This is a genomic window from Peptoclostridium litorale DSM 5388 (genome assembly GCF_900141635.1).
GTDB classification, from domain to species: Bacteria; Bacillota; Clostridia; order Peptostreptococcales; family Peptostreptococcaceae; genus Peptoclostridium; species Peptoclostridium litorale.
The window spans coordinates 188,123-205,758 of the sequence record NZ_FSRH01000002.1 but is presented as its reverse complement, the minus strand read 5'-3'; the positions used below and the strand labels follow the sequence as shown (position 1 = coordinate 205,758).

Below are 17,636 nucleotides of genomic sequence, written 5' to 3'. Positions count from 1 at the left end.
AAGGTTTCACATGGAATCTGTTGATGTGGTTTAAAGGAGGTAGTTATGCATTTTTTAAGGCAGCTGATCCGCTTCGGGGTTCAAGAGGCTCTCTCTTGCATATTCCCGGCGGCTATATTCATAATACTTGCGGCTTCGAAAATCATAGATATCCCATTTTTGTACAGGCATGACTTCATACTAATAGCCTGTCTCATAGTTCAGTTTCTAATGGTGTATTTTAAGCTGGAGACTGTTGACGAACTTAAGGTAATATCGCTGTTCCACCTAATTGGGCTTGTGCTGGAGATTTTCAAGGTTCACATGGGCTCTTGGGCTTATCCGGAGTATGCATTGACTAAAATAGGGGGAGTCCCCCTGTACAGTGGGTTCATGTATGCCAGCGTTGCAAGCTACGTATGTCAGGCTTGGAAGCGCTTTGACTTGAAATTTGTGAATTGGCCCGAAAACCATATTACATACTCGATCGCAGCGGCAATATATATTAATTTTTTTTCACATCATTTTATGATGGATCTCAGGTGGATAATAATACTCAGTCTTTTTGTGGCTTTCAGGGGAGCCTGTGTTGAATTCAGGGTGGGCCGGCAAAGGTACAATATGCCGGTTATACTTTCATTTTTTCTGATAGGTTTTTTCATATGGATTGCGGAGAACATATCGACTTTTCTTGGAGCGTGGAAATATCCCAATCAGGATGAAATGTGGCACATGGTACATATTGGAAAGATAAGCTCATGGTTCCTACTAGTGATAATAAGCATAGTAATAGTTGTCAACTTAAAACACTTCAAATACAAACAGAGAAAAAAGAGCCTCGACTACAGGCAGATCAATATCAGTTAGATGACAAAATTAAATTATATAATTTTTAGATATTGAAAAGGCCTTTGGGTCTTTTCTTTTTTGCTTTGGTGTAGTTTATACATATTTAGAGATTGCGCTATTAATATATTGGTTGAGGATTTGGAAAAAATTGAATTTATGGATGATTTAATAAAATGCAATCCTGAAATTGGTATATACTATAAAAGATACATATAAAACCAAATTTTAGGAGGAATAAGCATGAGAAAAATGATTATTTGCTGCGTTGTTGCGGTGGTTATGATTTTTCCCAGCAGCATTACATATGCGCAGTGGGAATATGAGAAGGTGGAATGCAATGGCTTGGAGTATGAAACTGACACTCATATCAAGATTGCTGTAATCGATTCGGGGATTGTAAAAAATGATATTACAAGCGAGTATATTGCAGGTGGATATAATTTTGTTGATGGCAACGATGACTATACGGATATATTGGGGCATGGAACAAAGGTATCAAGCATACTCATGGAACTTTCTAAAATGACAGGGGTGAATATTGACATACTAGCTCTTAAAGCGGTGAATGATCAGGGGGAAAGTACAAAGGAATTTATAGTGAAAGCAGTAGAACATGCAATAGCTCAAGATGTGGACGTCATAAACATAAGCATAAAAAGCCATACTGACTATGCCAGCTTGGAGGCGGCGGTTCAAAAGGCGGCGGATAATGACATAGTAGTGGTTGCTGCTGCTGGAAATGACGATAGTGCAATCTACTGCTATCCTGCGTCATATGACTGTGTAATTTCTGTGGGAGGGATAGAGCCGGGCGGCAAGAAATCGTGGTTTTCAAATTACAATGACCAAATTGATGTGATGGCTCCTGCGGACAACATAACTACAATGGAGCTTGACGGCAGTTATGGGATTCACGGCGGCACATCATATGCAGCTCCTTTTGTTTCATTCCAGGCTGGCATTTTGAAAAAGCTTCGCCCATATTTATCTGCAGACGAAATAATGCAGGTTATAAGGGAGACTTCAATAGACTGCGGAGACATTGGACGAGATAACTACTATGGATATGGGGTTATCGACTACATGAATGCTATGCAAAACTGCGACAAGGCGCTTATACAGTACAGCAACTGGGAGCCTATGAGTATAGATGATTCGGACAAGAATTTCAGCATAGAACTCAGCAAAGGGGTTAAAAGTGCTGGAAGTATACATATTACAGATGAATTCTACAATGAGTTGCTGTTAGATATAAAAATAAATGACAAAACAATTGTCGTACAGCCAAAGTATGTATATGAAGCGGATACTATATATTCATTGACTGTTGAAGATACTGTTTCGAGTGACCACGAGACGTTGGATGAGGGCGTAAGGATGAAGTTCAGGTTGAATGAGGACATGCCTGTAGAAAAGAGTCTGTTTAAGTCGAATGTTGAATATGATGATTATATGACTGAGATGCCTGTTATAGATTGACCTGGCTAAATTGAGCCATCTTTAATCAACATATGCATTACAAAACTTTTTTACATATTCATATACGTATATATACGTTTTTGGTATAATTGCATAGGAAGAGTCAATGAAGCAGTAGTGCATATGTATTGGAGGAACGTTAATGAGTGTAAATATAGATATAGCGCTTTCATCTGAAGAGTTTGAGAGTCGTTTTGGCAGGAAAAAAACCGTGGGGATGTTCACGCTGGGTTGCAAGGTCAACCAGTATGAAACTAATGCCATGGAGGACATATTTGAAAAAAACGGGTATGAGATAGTCGACCCCGAGGAGTTTGCCGACATATATGTTATAAATTCGTGTACGGTTACTCATATAAGCGACAGGAAATCAAGGCAGTTTCTAAGAAGGGCAAAAAGGACAAACCCAGATTCGATAATAGCCGTGACGGGATGTTATTCGCAGGTAGCCCCGGACGAGGTTGCAAAGATAGAAGAAGTTGATGTAATAGTAGGAACTAAGGACAAGTCGAAAATAGTACAGATAATAGAAGGCTGTACTCCTGGAGAAAAGACAGTAAAGGTCGAGAACGTAATGAAGCTTAAGACGTTCGAGGAGATGCACATAGAGCACATGAGGGGAAAGACAAGGGCTTTCATAAAGATACAGGACGGATGCAACAGGTTTTGCTCGTACTGCATAATTCCGTATGCAAGGGGCGGAGTAAGAAGCAGGAGCATAGACAATATAGTCAGCGAGGTCAGGGAACTTGCAAGGACTGGATTCAAGGAGATAGTTCTTACTGGAATAAATATGGCCTGCTATGGAGATGACCTTGATGGGGACAGGATTATAGATGTAATAAGGGCGGTTCATGAGATAGATGGCATAGAGAGAATAAGAATGAGCTCTGTAGAGCCTGATATGATGAGCAGGGAGTTTGTGTCGCAAATGGCGAGCCTTCACAAGGTCTGCCCGCATTTCCACCTTTCTATACAAAGTGGATGCGACGATACCCTAAAGAGGATGAACAGAAGGTACACGGCGTCCGAGGTAATGGAAGCTGCAAACGCACTTAGGGAACATTTTAAAGATGTTGCTCTTACAACGGACATAATAGTCGGCTTCCCGGGTGAGACGGACGAGGAGTTTGAAAAGACGCATGAGTTCCTAAGGGAGATAGAGCTTTTCCAGATGCACATATTCAAGTTTTCTCCGAGAAAGGGAACTCCGGCAGCAAAGATGAAGGAGCAGATTAACCCTCAGATAAAGTCCTCAAGAAGCGAAAAGCTTATAGCGCTTTCACAGGTGAATACAGACAGATTCATGGAAAATCTGATGGGAAGAGAGGCGGACGTTCTGTTTGAAAAGGAAATAATGCCGGGAATATACGAGGGCCATACTTCAAACTACGTGAAGGTAGTTTCGAGAAGCAGCGAAAACATAGAGGGGATTATAAAAAAAGTGAAACTTAATGAAATCAAAGAAGGAAAAATAGAAGGAATATTGATATAGGTGTATAATATTAGTGTAGTGCATTTTAAAATATAAAATGTTTATATTATGTAAGTAAGGGGGATAAATATGGAAGATTGCATTTTCTGCAAGATAGTGAAGGGGGACATCCCTTCTACAAAGGTGTATGAGGATGACAAGGTGCTTGCATTCAAGGATATAAATCCGGCGGCGCCAGTTCATGTGCTAGTTGTAACTAAGAAGCATTATCCAACTTTTATGGATGTTCCTGAAAGCGAGCTTGAAATAGTTTCGCATGTACACAAGGTTATACAACAAATTGCCAAAGACACGGGAATATCAGAAGGTGGATTCAGAGTTGTGAATAACTGCGGAGAACAGGGAGGACAGGAAGTGAAGCATATTCACTATCATGTTCTTGGGGGAAGAAACCTAACTTGGCCTCCAGGTTAAAAACAGGTTAAAAAAGACTTGAAGAATATTCAAATATGTTTTATAATATCTGAGTATGGAATACATCAACTTATGCGGCTCTAGATACAGCTACATATGCAGAAGGATTGTTAGTAACGGAGGGAGGGAAGAAAATGCCAGCAGAAATAAAGATAAGAGATAACGAGACTCTAGATAGCGCTCTTAGAAGATTCAAGCGTGAGTGTGCTACGTCTGGTATACTGTCTGAAGTAAGAAAAAGAGAACATTATGAAAAGCCTAGTGAAAAGAAAAAGAGAATAAAGGCAGGAAGAAAGAGAAAAGGTAAATAAATCGAAGGAGTGTGAGGTCGAATGACCTTAAAGGAAAAACTCATGGACGATTTAAAGACAGCTATGAAAGAAAAAAATACTGTCAAAAAATCTGTAATAACACTCATAAGGTCTGCCGTGAAACAATACGAAGTGGACAATAGAGTGGAAGCAGATGATGAAAAAGTGATAGAGCTCATATCGAAACAACTTAAGCAGAGAAAAGACTCTCTTGAAGAGTTTGAAAAGGCTCAAAGAGATGATCTGGTTGAACAAACTGGCAAGGAAATTGAAATCATAACAGAATACCTTCCGAAACAGCTTGAAAGAGAAGAAGTGGAAAAAATAGTCGCAGAGACTATACAAGAGATCCAGGCTTCATCGCTTAAGGATATGGGTAAGCTTATGTCTGCGTTAATGCCAAAGATTAAAGGCAGAGCAGATGGAAAGCTTGTAAATGAAATCGCTAGAAAACTATTATAATAGATAAAAAGAGGCAGACTCCGGTTTTGCCTCTTTGTTTTGTTTTTGAAGGGTTTAGAGGCATCTATGCAGGGGTAATTGTATAAAAACAATATGGGATAGAGGTGGATTAAATGAAAAGGACAGTTTTCAAATACATTGTGCCCATTCTTGTCATGATTCTTTCAATTGGGGGAATTACAGGGGCAATAGACGACAAGAAGAGCATATATGTCATAGAAGTAAAAACCGAGGTTACGCCTGGGCTTTACAACTACATAAACAATTCGATACAAAAGGCGGAAGATGAAGGTGCAGATCTTATACTGTTTGAAATTGACACATTCGGAGGAAGGGTCGACTCTGCGATTAACATAAGCGATGTAATAATATCGTCTACAGTGCCTACGGCTGCCTATATAAACAAAAAGGCCATATCGGCAGGAGTTTTAATAAGCATATCATGCGACGACATATATATGGCTCCGGGCGCCACTATAGGCTCTGCGGAGACAATACCGGCAACCGAAAAGAACATATCATTCTGGAAAAAGCAGCTTAAGACAGTTGCCGAAGAAAAAGGACGGGACCCTGAGGTTGTAATGGCAATGGCTGACAAGGACATGGAAATAGAAGGGCTCATTGAAAAGGGGAAACTTCTCAACCTTACTACCAATGAGGCTGTTGAGATAGGCTTTATAGACGGCAAGGCGTTAAACAGGAGGCAGATATATGAGAGCCTTGGAATAGAAAACTTTTCGGAGACTGAGATCGAGTCCACTGTAGTGGAGGACTTCATAAACATAATAAGCTCGTCATACGTGGCGCCGATACTTCTGGCACTGGGATTCATAGGCATGGTCATAGAAATAATAACGCCAGGATTTGGAGTAGGTGGTATAATAAGTATAATTGGCTTTTCACTGTTTTTCATGGGCTCGATACTTGGAGGCAGTGCGCAGATTCTGTCTGTCGTAGTATTCATGATTGGCATGGTGCTCCTTGTGATTGAGGCGGCAGCCCCAGGGTTTGGAGTGTTTGGAGTGCTTGGCATATCATCCGTAATAATGAGCGTCGTCATGGCTTCGAGGTCTATTGCACAGGCCGTTATGTATATTGTAATAGCCATAGCGCTTACCGCTGCGGTTATCACTGTAATATTCAAAAAACTTCCCAAAAGGAAGCTTTCAAAGACGCTTCTTCTGGACACCAATCTCAATACGGATGAAGGGTACATATCGTCTGAGGGGAAAAGCCAATATCTTGGAAAGGAGGGAGTATGTCTTTCGTTTTTAAGACCCTCAGGCAAGATTGAGATAGAAGGGGAAATGCTTGATGCTATAGCGGAAAGCGGTCTTATAGAAAAGGGTGAAAAGGTAAAGGTAATAAGAGTGGAAGGAAGTAAAATAATAGTAAGGAAAAAGGGGGAAGAATAAAATGCAATTTTTGGGACCAGTATTACTGCTAGGTATAATACTAGTATTCGTATCACTTTTCTTCAGCTTCATACCTGTGGGGCTTTGGATAACGGCGATTTTCTCGGGCGTTAAAGTTTCAATACTTACTCTTGTGGGAATGAGATTGAGACGGGTTGCCCCTATAAAGATAGTAAACCCTATGATAAAGGCCACAAAGGCGGGGCTAAGCCTTGGAATAGACAAGCTTGAAGCACACCACCTTGCCGGAGGGGATGTTGACTCAGTTGTAAATGCGCTTATAGCGGCTCAAAGAGCGAACATAAAGCTTGAATTCGAGCAGGCTGCTGCGATAGACCTGGCTGGAAGGGATGTTCTTGAAGCCGTTCAAGTTAGTGTAAATCCAAAGGTCATTGAAACACCTAAAATAGCTGCTGTTTCAAAAAGTGGAATAGAGGTAATAGCAAGGGCAAGGGTAACTGTAAGGGCCAACATAGGAAGGCTTGTCGGCGGCGCTGGCGAAGAGACCATAATAGCAAGAGTCGGCGAGGGCATAGTAACCACAGTGGGTTCTGCGGAAAGTCACAAGCAGGTGCTTGAAAATCCCGATATGATATCAAAGACTGTCCTTGAAAAAGGGCTTGACGCAGGTACCGCATTTGAGATTCTTTCAATAGACATAGCGGATGTCGATGTCGGAAGAAACATAGGAGCACAGCTTCAGGCCGACCAGGCAGAGGCAGACAAGAAAATAGCCCAGGCGAAAGCGGAAGAGAGAAGAGCCATGGCCATAGCAAGAGAGCAGGAGATGAAGGCGAAGGTAGAGGAAATGAGGGCGAAGGTCGTAGAGGCGGAGGCTCAGGTGCCGATTGCCATAGCGGAAGCTTTCAGGCAGGGGAATCTTGGTATAATGGATTACTACAAAATGAAAAATGTAATGGCTGACACAGATATGAGAGAATCCATATCTGGTGCAACAGGGGTTAAGAAAGGAAGTCCTGGAGAAAAGAAATAAGGCATGTTCGAATAAATGAGCAGTCAGAATGCCAGCATATTTGACTTGTTCTTTATTTTCAAATGCCTAAAAGGACGTGATCTTTTGGAAGAAATTTTATGGATAATAGCTTTGATTGCGATAAGAGCTTTATTTGGAAGGAATAAAAAAGAGGGAGAAAAGCGGGCAACAGCAAGAAAACAAAGAACAAGCGGGCAAATCGGTGTTCCTGCAAAGGCTACAATAAAAGAGCAAAAGAGAGCAAAGCCCAAAAAGACGAGCATAGAAAGCTATTTCAAGGATATGGCTCAGGAGATTAAAAAACAGCAGGACGTGCTTGCCCAAAAGACAAAGCAGGCCCAACGTGAAAGGAAGGATGCAAAGGCCGATGTCCAGCCGTTTGAAAGCATTGAGGAGCCTGTAGTGAAAGTTGATAAAAAAGCAAGTGGGGCTCAAAGAGAAAGCGCCTATTATTTTGAGGAAAAAGAGCATGAAAAGAAAAAGACTTATGAAATTGTGCATGCAGCTGAAGAGGCTGCTGTGAAAGGTCCTTTTGAGAGTCTTTTTGAAAGCCCGAATGAAATAGTCAAGGGGATAATCTACTCGGAGGTTCTATCAAAGCCCAAAAGCCTTAGAAAAAACTAATCTAGAGATATAAAAGTCCCAGGTTGATTTTTCAACATGGGACTTTTATATCTATCCAAACCATATGTCATATTCTCTTTTAAAGCTTTCTGGTGAGTCGCATCCGTGAACAAGATTTCTCGTAATTGAATTTGCAAAGTCCCCGCGAATGCTTCCAAGTTCGGCCTGCATGTAATTGGTGCTCCCGTTTATTTTCCTCACAAGCTCTATGGCGTGTTCTCCTGAAAGAACTATGGCTACTACGAAGTCTGAAGACATGTAGTCCACGAGTTCTGCGAAAAAGGGCTTGTCAATGTGCTCTATGTAGTGCTGCTTGAGCATATTGGTCGTGGGTTTTATCATTTTTATATTTTCTATCATAAGCCCCCTGTATTCATATCTTTTTATTATCTCACCCACAAGCTTTCTCTTTATGCCGTCAGGCTTAATAAGAACTAGACTCTTTTCCAAAGTATTTTCCCCCTTAATAAATTGGTTCTTGGATATATAATTACCCCAAAAAATAAAAGTGAACATATGTATTTGCATATTTGCGTATGAATGCCAAAAAAAGAGCTTATATGATATAATAATTAATGAAATTAAAAAATTTTAAGGGGGATAAAATTTTTGATAGAACAAAAAAAACTTGAGATTCAGGATCAAGATTTTCAAAGGGAGCTGTTTGGATATTTTGATCAGAATATAAAAATAATAGAAGATGAGCTTAATGTCCATACGGTTTTGAGGGATGGGAATATAGTCCTTATAGGCGAAAATGCCAACATAGAAAAAACGGAAAAGCTTATAGGGGAGCTTTTTAAGATAGTTAAAAAGGGAGAAACCTTAAGCAAACAAAAGGTGGCGTATTCGCTTGAAGTCATGCGTGAAAGCCCGGCTAAGGAAAAGCAGGTATCAAAGCTTTCGGAAGACATAATAGCTATAGGAGCAAAGGGGAATCCAATAAAGCCTAAGACTTTTGGGCAAATGGAATATATAAAAAAGATAGAGAATAATGACATAACGTTTGGAATAGGCCCGGCCGGGACAGGAAAGACTTATTTAGCTGTTGCCATGGCGGTAAGGGCTTTTAAAAGGGATGAAGTTAACAGGATAATACTTACAAGGCCTGCCGTAGAGGCCGGTGAGAGCCTTGGATTTTTGCCGGGGGATTTGAAGGAGAAGATAGACCCTTATTTGAAGCCTCTTTACGATGCGCTGTTTGAAATACTCGGGGGTGAGAAGTTCAACAACTATATGGAAAAGGGCATGATAGAAGTTGCCCCGCTCGCCTTCATGAGAGGTAGAACGCTTGACAACTCATTTATAATACTTGATGAGGCCCAAAATACCACAAGAGAGCAGATGAAAATGTTTCTTACCAGGCTTGGGCTTGGCTCCAAGGCGGTTGTAACTGGGGATGTGACCCAGACGGACCTTCCTACGGGCAAGAAGACAGGGCTTGTGCATGCAAGGCAGGTGCTTGGAGATGTTGAAGGGATAGGGTTTTCAATACTTTCAGAAAGGGATGTTGTAAGGCATTCACTGGTTCAACGGATAATAAAGGCCTACGAGAAGTTTGAAAAAGCGGATGAGGCAAAAAAGCAGATCAAAAAATGATATTGAAGTGACCTTGAAAGGAGAAGGGAAATGAAATTCAAGAAATTTTCCCTCGCCATTTTGTTTTTTATTATCAATTTTATACTACTCTATACTTTCATATCAAATGACAAGTATAGTTTCAAAATTGGCGAAGTGGCTCAGGAAAGCATAACAGCCTCAAGGGACGTAGAAAACAAGGTTCAAACTGAAGCACTTATAAAAAGGGCAGTTGAACAGGCCGAACCTGTGTATCGAATAAATCCGACGATACAGGCCGAGATAAAGGCCGATATAGATGGATTCTTTTATGATGTAAAGAGGCTTAAGGTGCAAGAGGATTTGGAGCTGGAACAAAAGCTTGAGCAGCTTAGGAAAGACCACTTTATAATATCTGAAAAGTCAATGAATACGGCACTTGGGATGAAATCGGAAAAGCTGGACAGCCTTAAAAACTATATATTCGAAATAATAAATCAGATAATGAGCAGCGGCGTCAAAAAAGAAGACATAGAGCTGGAGAAGGAGAACATATCTGGATTTTTTGAGGAAATAGATAAGCTTTCTCAGGACGAAAAGCTTCTGGGGATAGAGCTTATAAACGCCAATATAAAAGCAAATAAGTTTTTGGACATGGAAAAGACTCAGCAAAATATTGAAGAGGCGCAGGATTCGGTTGAAAAGGTTATAATCAAAAAGGGAGAAAACATAATAACAAAAGGCGAAGTCATAAGCGCTGAAAAAATGGATATGCTAAAAAAGGCTGGTATTTCAGGGGACAGCCTAAAGGACGACATATTTAAGCTTGCAGGCATAACACTCATACTTATAGTTATGGAAACACTTTTGGGCATGTATATATACCTTTTCAAGAAATCCGTATTTGTAAAGGAAAGACAGCTTTTGATGTTGCTAATGATAATGATGAGCATATTTATAATATCTCTTATAGTCAATGCCGTGTCACCGTATATTATGCCCATGGCAGGTGCTAGTATGCTTATAAGCATACTGCTTGGTTCGAACATAGCCCTTGTTTCAAATATGGTTCTTTCGATAATGGCATATGTTGTCATAGGGGATGTCAACCTGTTCATGGTATTTTTGGTGTCGGGAAGTTTTGCTGCGTTTACGCGTTTTAACATGGGTCAAAGAAGAAGCGTCATAATATCGGGGCTCAAAATAGGACTTATAAACGTTATGACTCTGGCCGCATTTGGAATGTTGAGTTCCATGGATATTAAGCGCCTCATAGTGAGCTGCATAGTGGTGTTTCTTTCGGGCATACTTTCATCAATACTAGTGGTGGGAAGCCTTCCCATATGGGAGCATTATTTTGACGTGCTTACGAGCATGAAGCTTCTGGAGCTTTCAAACCCCAACAATGAAATACTAAAGAGGATGCTTATAGAAACCCCGGGAACTTATCACCACAGCATGATAGTCGGAAACCTTGCTGAAAGAGCCTGCGAGAGGATAGGGGCCAATTCTCTGCTTGCAAGGGTTGCTTCATACTATCATGACACTGGAAAGCTTACCAGACCTTACTTTTTCAAGGAAAATCAGTTTACAAACGACAATCCTCATGACAAAATAGTGCCGTCGCTTAGCGCCCAGATAATAAAAGAGCATATAACCAGAGGAGTTGAAATAGCTAAAAAACACAAGCTTCCAAATGAAATAGTAAATGTAATAAAAGAGCACCATGGAACCACGCTTGTCGCATATTTTTATTATAAGCTTAAAAACGAAGGGCAAAATCCGGATGAAATGCAGTTTAGATATGCCGGGCCTAAGCCGCAGACAAGGGAAGCCGCCGTGGTAATGCTTGCAGATTCTTCGGAAGCTGCCATAAGAAGCATAAAGGAGCCCACGAGGGAAAATATAAGTCATATGATAGACAAGGTGGTAAATGGGAAAATTGAAGACGGACAGCTTGAAAACAGCGACCTGACTCTCAAGGAAATTCAAATTGTAAAAGATTCATTTTTGGAAGTCATAATGGGAATGTTCCATGAGAGGATAGAATACCCGGAGGAAAAAGACATAAAATAAGACGCATGGAGGAGTATACAGTGAATATAGAACTGGACAACAGACAGGATAAAATCGATATAGACGGGGAGCTTCTTCAAAAGCTTGAATCTGTAATGGAAAAATGCCTTGAGTACGAAGGCTGGGACAGAGACTATGAAGTTAGCATGGTATTTGTAGACAATGCTCAGATCAGAGAGCTTAACAGTGATTTTAGAAATATAGACAGGGAGACCGATGTGCTTTCATTTCCTCTTGTAGAAGATGGTGAATTTCAGCTTGAGGAAAAGCTTCTTGGAGACATAGTAATATCCCTAGAAAAGGCACTTGAGCAAAGCCTTGAATATGGCCACAGCTTTGAAAGGGAGATGGCCTTTCTGGTGTGCCACAGCATGTTCCACCTTATGGGATACGACCATGACAACGAAGAAAACACAAAGATCATGAGGAGCAAAGAAGAAGATGTGCTTGGAAAACTTGGTATAAAGAGGGACTAAAATGGGCAAAAACAACTGTAGGGGAAACAGGAATTTCATCAGCTGTGTGAATGATGCCATAAACGGAATAGTAAGAGCTTTTCTATCTGAAAGAAATCTCAGGATACATGTTATAATAGGCATACTTGTGCTCATTACAAGTTTCATATTTGACATATCGAGGCTTGAGATGATAGCTGTGATATTTTCGATATCGCTTGTAATTGCATTTGAGATGATCAATACAGCCATTGAAAAATCGATAGATCTCTTTACTAAAGAATATAGCGAACTTGCAAAATTCGTAAAGGATGTGTCAGCAGGAGCCGTACTTGTCACCTCGATTAATGCAGCCGGGGTAGGGTATCTTGTATTTTTCGAACACATAGTGGGGATTCCTTACAGCATAGTAAATAAATTCTCTGATTCAGATCAGAAAATATTTTTGATAGCAATAATCGCCGTTGTATTGTTTGTGTTTGGAATCAAGATAGTGATTGGCAAGGGAAGTTATACAAGAGGTGGATTCCCAAGTGGCCACTCGGCTATTTCGTTTTCAATTGCGACAGTCATAACATTTTCAAACGAGAAGCTGCTTGTTTCATTCCTTGCATATGCACTTGCGGTAATAGTATCTGAAAGCAGGGTGGCATCCAATATACATACAAGGATTGAGACCATTGCCGGTGCAGCTTTGGGAATGGCGGTTACAATGCTTATATTTAATATGATGAAGATGTAAAAAGGGAGGGATTTAGACTTGAAAAATATGAACCATGAAGACATCCAAATAAAATCTTTCAAGACAATATTCATAACAGGGCTTTTAACCCTCCTGCCGAGTGCCATAACAATATCACTGATATTTTGGCTTTTCAACAGGGTTGATTCAATATTCAGAGAGCCCATAGAAAAGCTTATAGGTTTTCAAATCTATGGCATAGGCTTTATAATTACTGTAATACTAATACTCATTACGGGCATATTTGCTACTAATGTGCTTGGAAAAAAGATATTCAAATTCTTCGAAGGGATAATGTTCAAAGTGCCCCTTGTAGGGATGATATACGCTTCCATAAAGCAGGTTTTTGACGGTTTTGCACACAAGAAAAAGGATGGATTCAAATCGACTGTCCTTGTGGAATATCCTTCAAAGGGAATATACACTCTGGGATTTTTGACTTCTAAAAGCCCTGCATTTGTGGACGAGACAACGGGCAAGGCTTGCTTTTCGGTCTTTGTGCCTACAACTCCAAACCCCACTTCCGGAATGCTCGTGATGATGGACAGGGACGATATCACATACCTTGACATACCTATAGAAGAGGCTATAAAGCTTATAGTTTCAGCTGGGATAGTGTTTAAAAAGGAAAAACAACAAGAATAAGAGGTGAATCAAATGAATACAAAAGAACTTTTGGATATAGCAATCAAGGCAAAGGAAAATGCATATGTTCCGTACTCTAATTTCAGGGTGGGGGCTGCGCTACTGGGTAAAAGCGGCAAGATATATACAGGATGCAATGTGGAATGTGCAAGCTATGGAGCCACAAACTGCGCTGAAAGGACAGCCGTTTTCAAGGCCGTATCGGAAGGAGAGAGGGAGTTTGAAGCAATAGCAATCACTTCCGATTCAAATGACTACACATTCCCTTGTGGAATATGCAGACAGGTGATTGCCGAGTTTGGGCTGGATATAGAGGTGATTGCATCAAATTCAAGCGGGGAATATACCGTATGCAGCATAAAGGATCTTATACCAAATGTGTTCACAGGAAAAAATATTGAAAATATGGAGGAGATATAGTGAGTTTTAAATCAGGATTTGTAAGTGTAATAGGAAGGCCTAACGTGGGAAAATCCACTACAATAAATGCAATAGTGGGAGAGAAGGTTGCCATAATAAGTGACAAGCCCCAGACTACAAGAAACAAGATACAGGCTGTGTATTCAGACAACGACAGCCAGATAGTGTTCATAGACACACCAGGAATCCACAAACCCAAAAACAAGCTGGGGGAGTTCATGGTGAAGGCTGCAAACCAGACATTCAACGAGGTGGACCTTCTTATATTCATGGTGGACAGCTCGCTTCAGATGGGACCGGGGGACAGCAAGATAATAGAAAATCTTAAAGGTATAAAGACTCCTAAGATACTTGTTGTAAACAAGATAGATACTATAGAAAAGGAAGACCTCATAAAGATAGTTGAAAAATACCACGGCAAGGGTATATTTGACGAAATAGTGCCTATTTCAGCGGCAAAAAACAGGAATGTCGAGACCCTTATAAATGTAATAAAGGGATACATGGAGGACGGGCCTAAATATTTCCCGGACGATATGGTGACAGACCAGCCTGAAAGGGTCATAGTATCTGAAATAATAAGGGAAAAGGTGCTTCTTTATACTGAAAAAGAGGTTCCTCACGGTGTGGCCGTTGATATAGAACGAATAAAAAAGAGAAAAGAAAAAGACATAATAGACGTATCCGCAGTTATATACTGCGAGAGGGATTCTCACAAGGGAATAATAATAGGCAAGAACGGAAGGAAGCTAAAGGGCATAGGAAAAGCTGCAAGAGAGGAAATAGAGGCGCTTTTCGGTTCCAAAGTAAACCTCCAGACTTGGGTCAAGGTAAAGGAAAACTGGAGAGACAGGGAAAACTATGTAAAGAATTTTGGATACAGACAGGACTAATCTATAATCTACACATGAAAGGGGTGGCTCTAAATGGAGGACAAGGAAATATTCATGGAAAAACTTGTTGAAATAGAAGCCCTCATAGACAGCGAAAAGATAGTCGAGCTTAACGAATATCTTACGGAAGTGCATCCTCTTGACATAGCTGAGATTCTGACAGAACTTCCGGAGGGGAAAAAGCAAAAGCTGTTCCAGGTGCTTCCTTGGGAGCTCGCGGCGAAGGTTCTCGATGAGCTGGATTCTGACACCTTCTCTGAAATACTGTCATCGCTTTCACAAGGCCAAAAGAAGAGGCTTTTGGACCTGATGTCTCAGGATGACATGGTTGACCTTCTTGGAGAATTGTCAGAGGAAAAAAGGCATGAGATAATAAACCTGCTTGACATTGATGATGCCGAGGACATAAAGGAACTTTTAATATATGAAGAGGATACTGCCGGTGGTATAATGACCACGGATTTTGTATCGCTTCGAAAAGACATAAGCATATACAACGCTATAGAATACCTTAGGGAAAACGCGCCCGACGCCGAGACGATATACTACGTATACGTTGTGGACAAAAACGGCAAGCTTGCAGGCGTTATATCTCTAAGAGAACTTATAGTTTCAAAACCTACAACTCTTGTAGAAGATATAATGAATGAAAATGTGATATCAGTTAACATAAACGACGACCAGGAGGAGGTTGCAAAGGTCGTTACAAAATACGACCTTCTGGCAATACCTGTAACGGATACGAATGGAAGGCTAAGAGGTATAATAACATTCGACGACATAATGGACGTCATAGAGGAAGAGGCAACAGAGGATATATATAAATTTGCAGGAACAATGGAGACCGAGGCAGAGCTTTACGAAGAGGACAAGTTTTTTCCAAGGGTTTTATCGTCTGTGAAGGCAAGGCTTCCCTGGCTAATAGTCACACTCTTTGGAGGCGTGATGTCAGCAACAATACTAAGCAGATACGAAACCACCTTAAACAGCTATGCTGCAGTGGCCTTTTTCATGCCGCTTCTTACTGGAATGGGAGGAAATGTTGGAACCCAGTCTTCGACACTTACGGTAAGAGGTCTGGCTATGGGACATGTAGAGGCCGGGAAGAGCATGAAGACAATATTTCAGGAGATGAGCATAGGGGCCTGTGTGGGGATTATATGCAGTATAGTCGTATGTATAGTGGCATTTTTTTGGATGGGAAACATAAAACTGGGAATGGTAGTTGGAATATCTATGGCTGTCAACATGATCACTGCGGCTACAATAGGAACCATAGTGCCGATAGTGTTTAAGAAGTTCGGCGTCGACCCTGCCGTGGCTTCTGCTCCATTCATATCCACAGCCCTCGACATTACTGGAATAACCATATACTTTACTCTTACGACAATTCTTCTGCTCAGCTAAAAGGAACTGTTTTTATCACATTTTAAAGGGTATATTAATGAAAGGACAATTATTGGATATGCATATAGAAACCGAGGCAATAGTGCTAAAAAGCGTAAAGTATTCTGAATCTGACAGCATACTCACGCTTTTTACAAGAAAGCTAGGAAAGGTCACTGCAGTTGCAAAAGGCGCCAGAAGGAGCAAAAGCATGCTTATGCCATGTTCCCAGGTGTTTGCGTATGGCACGTACATGCTGTACAAGTCTTCTTCCATGTACAGAGTGAATCAATGCGATTTGAAGGAGAATTTTTTTGGGATATCAAGAGACATGAACCTGCTTTCCCATGCGGCATATATTGCGAAGCTCACTAGAAATTCAATAGTTGAAAACCAGACAAATAACAGGCTGTTTGGGCTTCTTTTAAAAACTCTTTACTGTTATGGATACAGGGACTATGATGTGGAATATATCACCAGGATATTCGAACTCAAATATCTTGAGTATCTTGGATATAGGCCTCAGATGAATGCCTGTGTCAACTGCCAAAGCCATGACGAGAAAACATATAGGATCAGCATAAGGCTTGGGGGAGTTTTATGCAGTGATTGTCTTCCTTTTGACCCTAGGGCTGAAAGGGTCGACAGGACCACTGTAGAGCTTATGAAATACATAATAGAAGACAGTTTTGAAAGGTGCGTAAAGGCAAGGGTATCCCCTATAATACTGAAGGAGCTGAAAAGGGTTTTAAAGCTTTATATGTATGAAAACATAGAGGGGTATGAAGAGTATAGACAATATTAATATACAAAGTAAATGGGAGGGGTATTTATGGATAACACAATAACTCTTGAAAAGATCGACCAGGTGGTTGACAGGACAGGGACCAGCTATGAAAAGGCAAAGATTGCACTTGAAAATGCTCAAGGCGATGTAATAGAGGCCATAATAGCAATTGAGAGAGGCGAAAAAGAGGAAGTTGAAGAGGTAAGTGTGAAGTTCACTGAAAAGGGAAGTGACCTGATAGAAAAGCTCAAGGAAGTTCTTAAAAAAGGGAACGTCACAAAAGTTATACTTGAAAAAGACGGAGAAGTTCTTTTAAACCTTCCGGTTACTGTTGGAGCCCTAGGTATAATACTTGCCCCTATAGCGGCTATAATAGGTGTTTCTGCGGCTATGATAAGTAAATACAAGATAAAGATAGTCAAGGATGACGGTGAAATTGTAGACCTTAACGACATTACCGAGGAAAAGATCTCTGAAATGAAGGGGAAAATGCCTTTTTCAAAGAAAGAACAAAAAGAAGAGGAAATAGAAATTGAAATAAAAAGAGAAGAAGACAATGAAGAGGCAGAGGAAGAAGATAAATAACAGCACTGGATTGTATGAAAAATATTGAATAGGCACCGCCTATTGTAGAAAAGACTACTTATAAAGCT

At 40.6% G+C, this 17,636-nt stretch carries 20 protein-coding genes; 19 read left to right on the top strand and 1 reads right to left on the bottom strand.

Annotation, left to right across the window (positions count from 1 at the left end):
* Window positions 1–45: 45 nt before the first annotated feature.
* The 9 genes from BUQ87_RS02735 (at window position 46) to BUQ87_RS02695 (ending at window position 8,022) form a co-directional block, all read left to right on the top strand.
* The gene (locus BUQ87_RS02735) at window positions 46–846 is read left to right on the top strand and encodes a DUF817 domain-containing protein (RefSeq protein WP_038264985.1); all 801 of its coding nucleotides are present in this window, start codon (window positions 46–48) and stop codon (window positions 844–846) included.
* Between the two features lie 222 nt (window positions 847–1,068).
* Window positions 1,069–2,307: a S8 family peptidase gene (locus BUQ87_RS02730; protein WP_038264988.1), complete on the top strand. Its 1,239-nt coding sequence runs from the start codon at window positions 1,069–1,071 to the stop codon at window positions 2,305–2,307.
* A gap of 217 nt (window positions 2,308–2,524) precedes the next feature.
* Window positions 2,525–3,802 (top strand): tRNA (N(6)-L-threonylcarbamoyladenosine(37)-C(2))-methylthiotransferase MtaB, encoded by a 1,278-nt coding sequence (mtaB, locus tag BUQ87_RS02725; protein ID WP_038265502.1) that lies wholly within the window; start codon window positions 2,525–2,527, stop codon window positions 3,800–3,802.
* A gap of 69 nt (window positions 3,803–3,871) precedes the next feature.
* The gene (locus BUQ87_RS02720; protein WP_038264990.1) at window positions 3,872–4,216 is read left to right on the top strand and encodes a histidine triad nucleotide-binding protein; all 345 of its coding nucleotides are present in this window, start codon (window positions 3,872–3,874) and stop codon (window positions 4,214–4,216) included.
* Between the two features lie 134 nt (window positions 4,217–4,350).
* Window positions 4,351–4,527 carry a 30S ribosomal protein S21 gene (gene rpsU, locus BUQ87_RS02715; RefSeq protein ID WP_038264993.1) on the top strand — a complete coding sequence of 59 codons (177 nt, stop codon included), beginning with the start codon at window positions 4,351–4,353 and terminating at the stop codon, window positions 4,525–4,527.
* 21 nt (window positions 4,528–4,548) lie between these two features.
* Window positions 4,549–4,989 carry a GatB/YqeY domain-containing protein gene (locus BUQ87_RS02710; RefSeq protein ID WP_038264995.1) on the top strand — a complete coding sequence of 147 codons (441 nt, stop codon included), beginning with the start codon at window positions 4,549–4,551 and terminating at the stop codon, window positions 4,987–4,989.
* A 113-nt stretch (window positions 4,990–5,102) separates the two neighbouring features.
* On the top strand, window positions 5,103–6,404 hold the full coding sequence (locus BUQ87_RS02705) for an NfeD family protein (RefSeq protein WP_038264997.1): 1,302 nt from the start codon (window positions 5,103–5,105) through the stop codon (window positions 6,402–6,404).
* 1 nt (window position 6,405) lies between these two features.
* Complete coding sequence (gene floA / locus BUQ87_RS02700; RefSeq protein WP_038264999.1) at window positions 6,406–7,398, top strand: flotillin-like protein FloA; 993 nt, start codon at window positions 6,406–6,408, stop codon at window positions 7,396–7,398.
* An 84-nt stretch (window positions 7,399–7,482) separates the two neighbouring features.
* The gene (locus BUQ87_RS02695; protein WP_038265002.1) at window positions 7,483–8,022 is read left to right on the top strand and encodes a hypothetical protein; all 540 of its coding nucleotides are present in this window, start codon (window positions 7,483–7,485) and stop codon (window positions 8,020–8,022) included.
* Between the two features lie 51 nt (window positions 8,023–8,073).
* Here BUQ87_RS02695 and ndk read toward each other — a convergent pair whose 3' ends face one another.
* Entirely contained in the window at window positions 8,074–8,472 is a 399-nt protein-coding gene (gene ndk, locus BUQ87_RS02690) for a nucleoside-diphosphate kinase (RefSeq protein ID WP_038265005.1), read from the bottom strand.
* Between the two features lie 159 nt (window positions 8,473–8,631).
* On the opposite strand from ndk, the gene BUQ87_RS02685 reads away from it, so the two are divergent.
* From BUQ87_RS02685 to BUQ87_RS02640, 10 genes are read left to right on the top strand one after another with little or no spacing between them, the layout of a single operon-like run.
* Window positions 8,632–9,621 (top strand): PhoH family protein, encoded by a 990-nt coding sequence (locus BUQ87_RS02685; protein WP_038265008.1) that lies wholly within the window; start codon window positions 8,632–8,634, stop codon window positions 9,619–9,621.
* Between the two features lie 60 nt (window positions 9,622–9,681).
* On the top strand, window positions 9,682–11,655 hold the full coding sequence (locus BUQ87_RS02680; protein WP_207647166.1) for an HD family phosphohydrolase: 1,974 nt from the start codon (window positions 9,682–9,684) through the stop codon (window positions 11,653–11,655).
* Between the two features lie 20 nt (window positions 11,656–11,675).
* On the top strand, window positions 11,676–12,131 hold the full coding sequence (gene ybeY, locus BUQ87_RS02675; RefSeq protein ID WP_038265011.1) for an rRNA maturation RNase YbeY: 456 nt from the start codon (window positions 11,676–11,678) through the stop codon (window positions 12,129–12,131).
* A gap of 1 nt (window position 12,132) precedes the next feature.
* Entirely contained in the window at window positions 12,133–12,852 is a 720-nt protein-coding gene (locus tag BUQ87_RS02670; protein WP_052636125.1) for a diacylglycerol kinase, read from the top strand.
* Window positions 12,853–12,879: 27 nt separating this feature from the next.
* Entirely contained in the window at window positions 12,880–13,497 is a 618-nt protein-coding gene (locus tag BUQ87_RS02665; RefSeq protein ID WP_038265511.1) for a DUF502 domain-containing protein, read from the top strand.
* A gap of 12 nt (window positions 13,498–13,509) precedes the next feature.
* Window positions 13,510–13,917: a cytidine deaminase gene (locus BUQ87_RS02660; RefSeq protein ID WP_038265014.1), complete on the top strand. Its 408-nt coding sequence runs from the start codon at window positions 13,510–13,512 to the stop codon at window positions 13,915–13,917.
* Window positions 13,917–14,810 carry a GTPase Era gene (gene era, locus BUQ87_RS02655; protein ID WP_038265016.1) on the top strand — a complete coding sequence of 298 codons (894 nt, stop codon included), beginning with the start codon at window positions 13,917–13,919 and terminating at the stop codon, window positions 14,808–14,810. The genes BUQ87_RS02660 and era overlap by 1 nt, the downstream gene beginning before the upstream one ends.
* Window positions 14,811–14,843: 33 nt before the next feature.
* Window positions 14,844–16,217, top strand: a complete 1,374-nt coding sequence (gene mgtE, locus BUQ87_RS02650; protein ID WP_077216551.1) for a magnesium transporter — start codon at window positions 14,844–14,846, stop codon at window positions 16,215–16,217.
* Between the two features lie 37 nt (window positions 16,218–16,254).
* Entirely contained in the window at window positions 16,255–17,001 is a 747-nt protein-coding gene (recO, locus tag BUQ87_RS02645; protein ID WP_077216552.1) for a DNA repair protein RecO, read from the top strand.
* 27 nt (window positions 17,002–17,028) lie between these two features.
* On the top strand, window positions 17,029–17,568 hold the full coding sequence (locus tag BUQ87_RS02640) for a DUF4342 domain-containing protein (RefSeq protein WP_038265018.1): 540 nt from the start codon (window positions 17,029–17,031) through the stop codon (window positions 17,566–17,568).
* Window positions 17,569–17,636 lie beyond the last annotated feature (68 nt).

Coding starts and splice junctions, on each gene's coding strand:
- BUQ87_RS02735 (WP_038264985.1), top strand. CDS start 46: ATGCATTTTTTAAGGCAGCTGATCCGCTTCGGGGTTCAAGAGGCTCTC.
- BUQ87_RS02730 (WP_038264988.1), top strand. CDS start 1,069: ATGAGAAAAATGATTATTTGCTGCGTTGTTGCGGTGGTTATGATTTTT.
- mtaB (WP_038265502.1), top strand. CDS start 2,525: ATGTTCACGCTGGGTTGCAAGGTCAACCAGTATGAAACTAATGCCATG.
- BUQ87_RS02720 (WP_038264990.1), top strand. CDS start 3,872: ATGGAAGATTGCATTTTCTGCAAGATAGTGAAGGGGGACATCCCTTCT.
- rpsU (WP_038264993.1), top strand. CDS start 4,351: ATGCCAGCAGAAATAAAGATAAGAGATAACGAGACTCTAGATAGCGCT.
- BUQ87_RS02710 (WP_038264995.1), top strand. CDS start 4,549: ATGACCTTAAAGGAAAAACTCATGGACGATTTAAAGACAGCTATGAAA.
- BUQ87_RS02705 (WP_038264997.1), top strand. CDS start 5,103: ATGAAAAGGACAGTTTTCAAATACATTGTGCCCATTCTTGTCATGATT.
- floA (WP_038264999.1), top strand. CDS start 6,406: ATGCAATTTTTGGGACCAGTATTACTGCTAGGTATAATACTAGTATTC.
- BUQ87_RS02670 (WP_052636125.1), top strand. CDS start 12,133: ATGGGCAAAAACAACTGTAGGGGAAACAGGAATTTCATCAGCTGTGTG.
- BUQ87_RS02665 (WP_038265511.1), top strand. CDS start 12,880: ATGAACCATGAAGACATCCAAATAAAATCTTTCAAGACAATATTCATA.
- BUQ87_RS02660 (WP_038265014.1), top strand. CDS start 13,510: ATGAATACAAAAGAACTTTTGGATATAGCAATCAAGGCAAAGGAAAAT.
- mgtE (WP_077216551.1), top strand. CDS start 14,844: ATGGAGGACAAGGAAATATTCATGGAAAAACTTGTTGAAATAGAAGCC.
- recO (WP_077216552.1), top strand. CDS start 16,255: ATGAAAGGACAATTATTGGATATGCATATAGAAACCGAGGCAATAGTG.
- BUQ87_RS02640 (WP_038265018.1), top strand. CDS start 17,029: ATGGATAACACAATAACTCTTGAAAAGATCGACCAGGTGGTTGACAGG.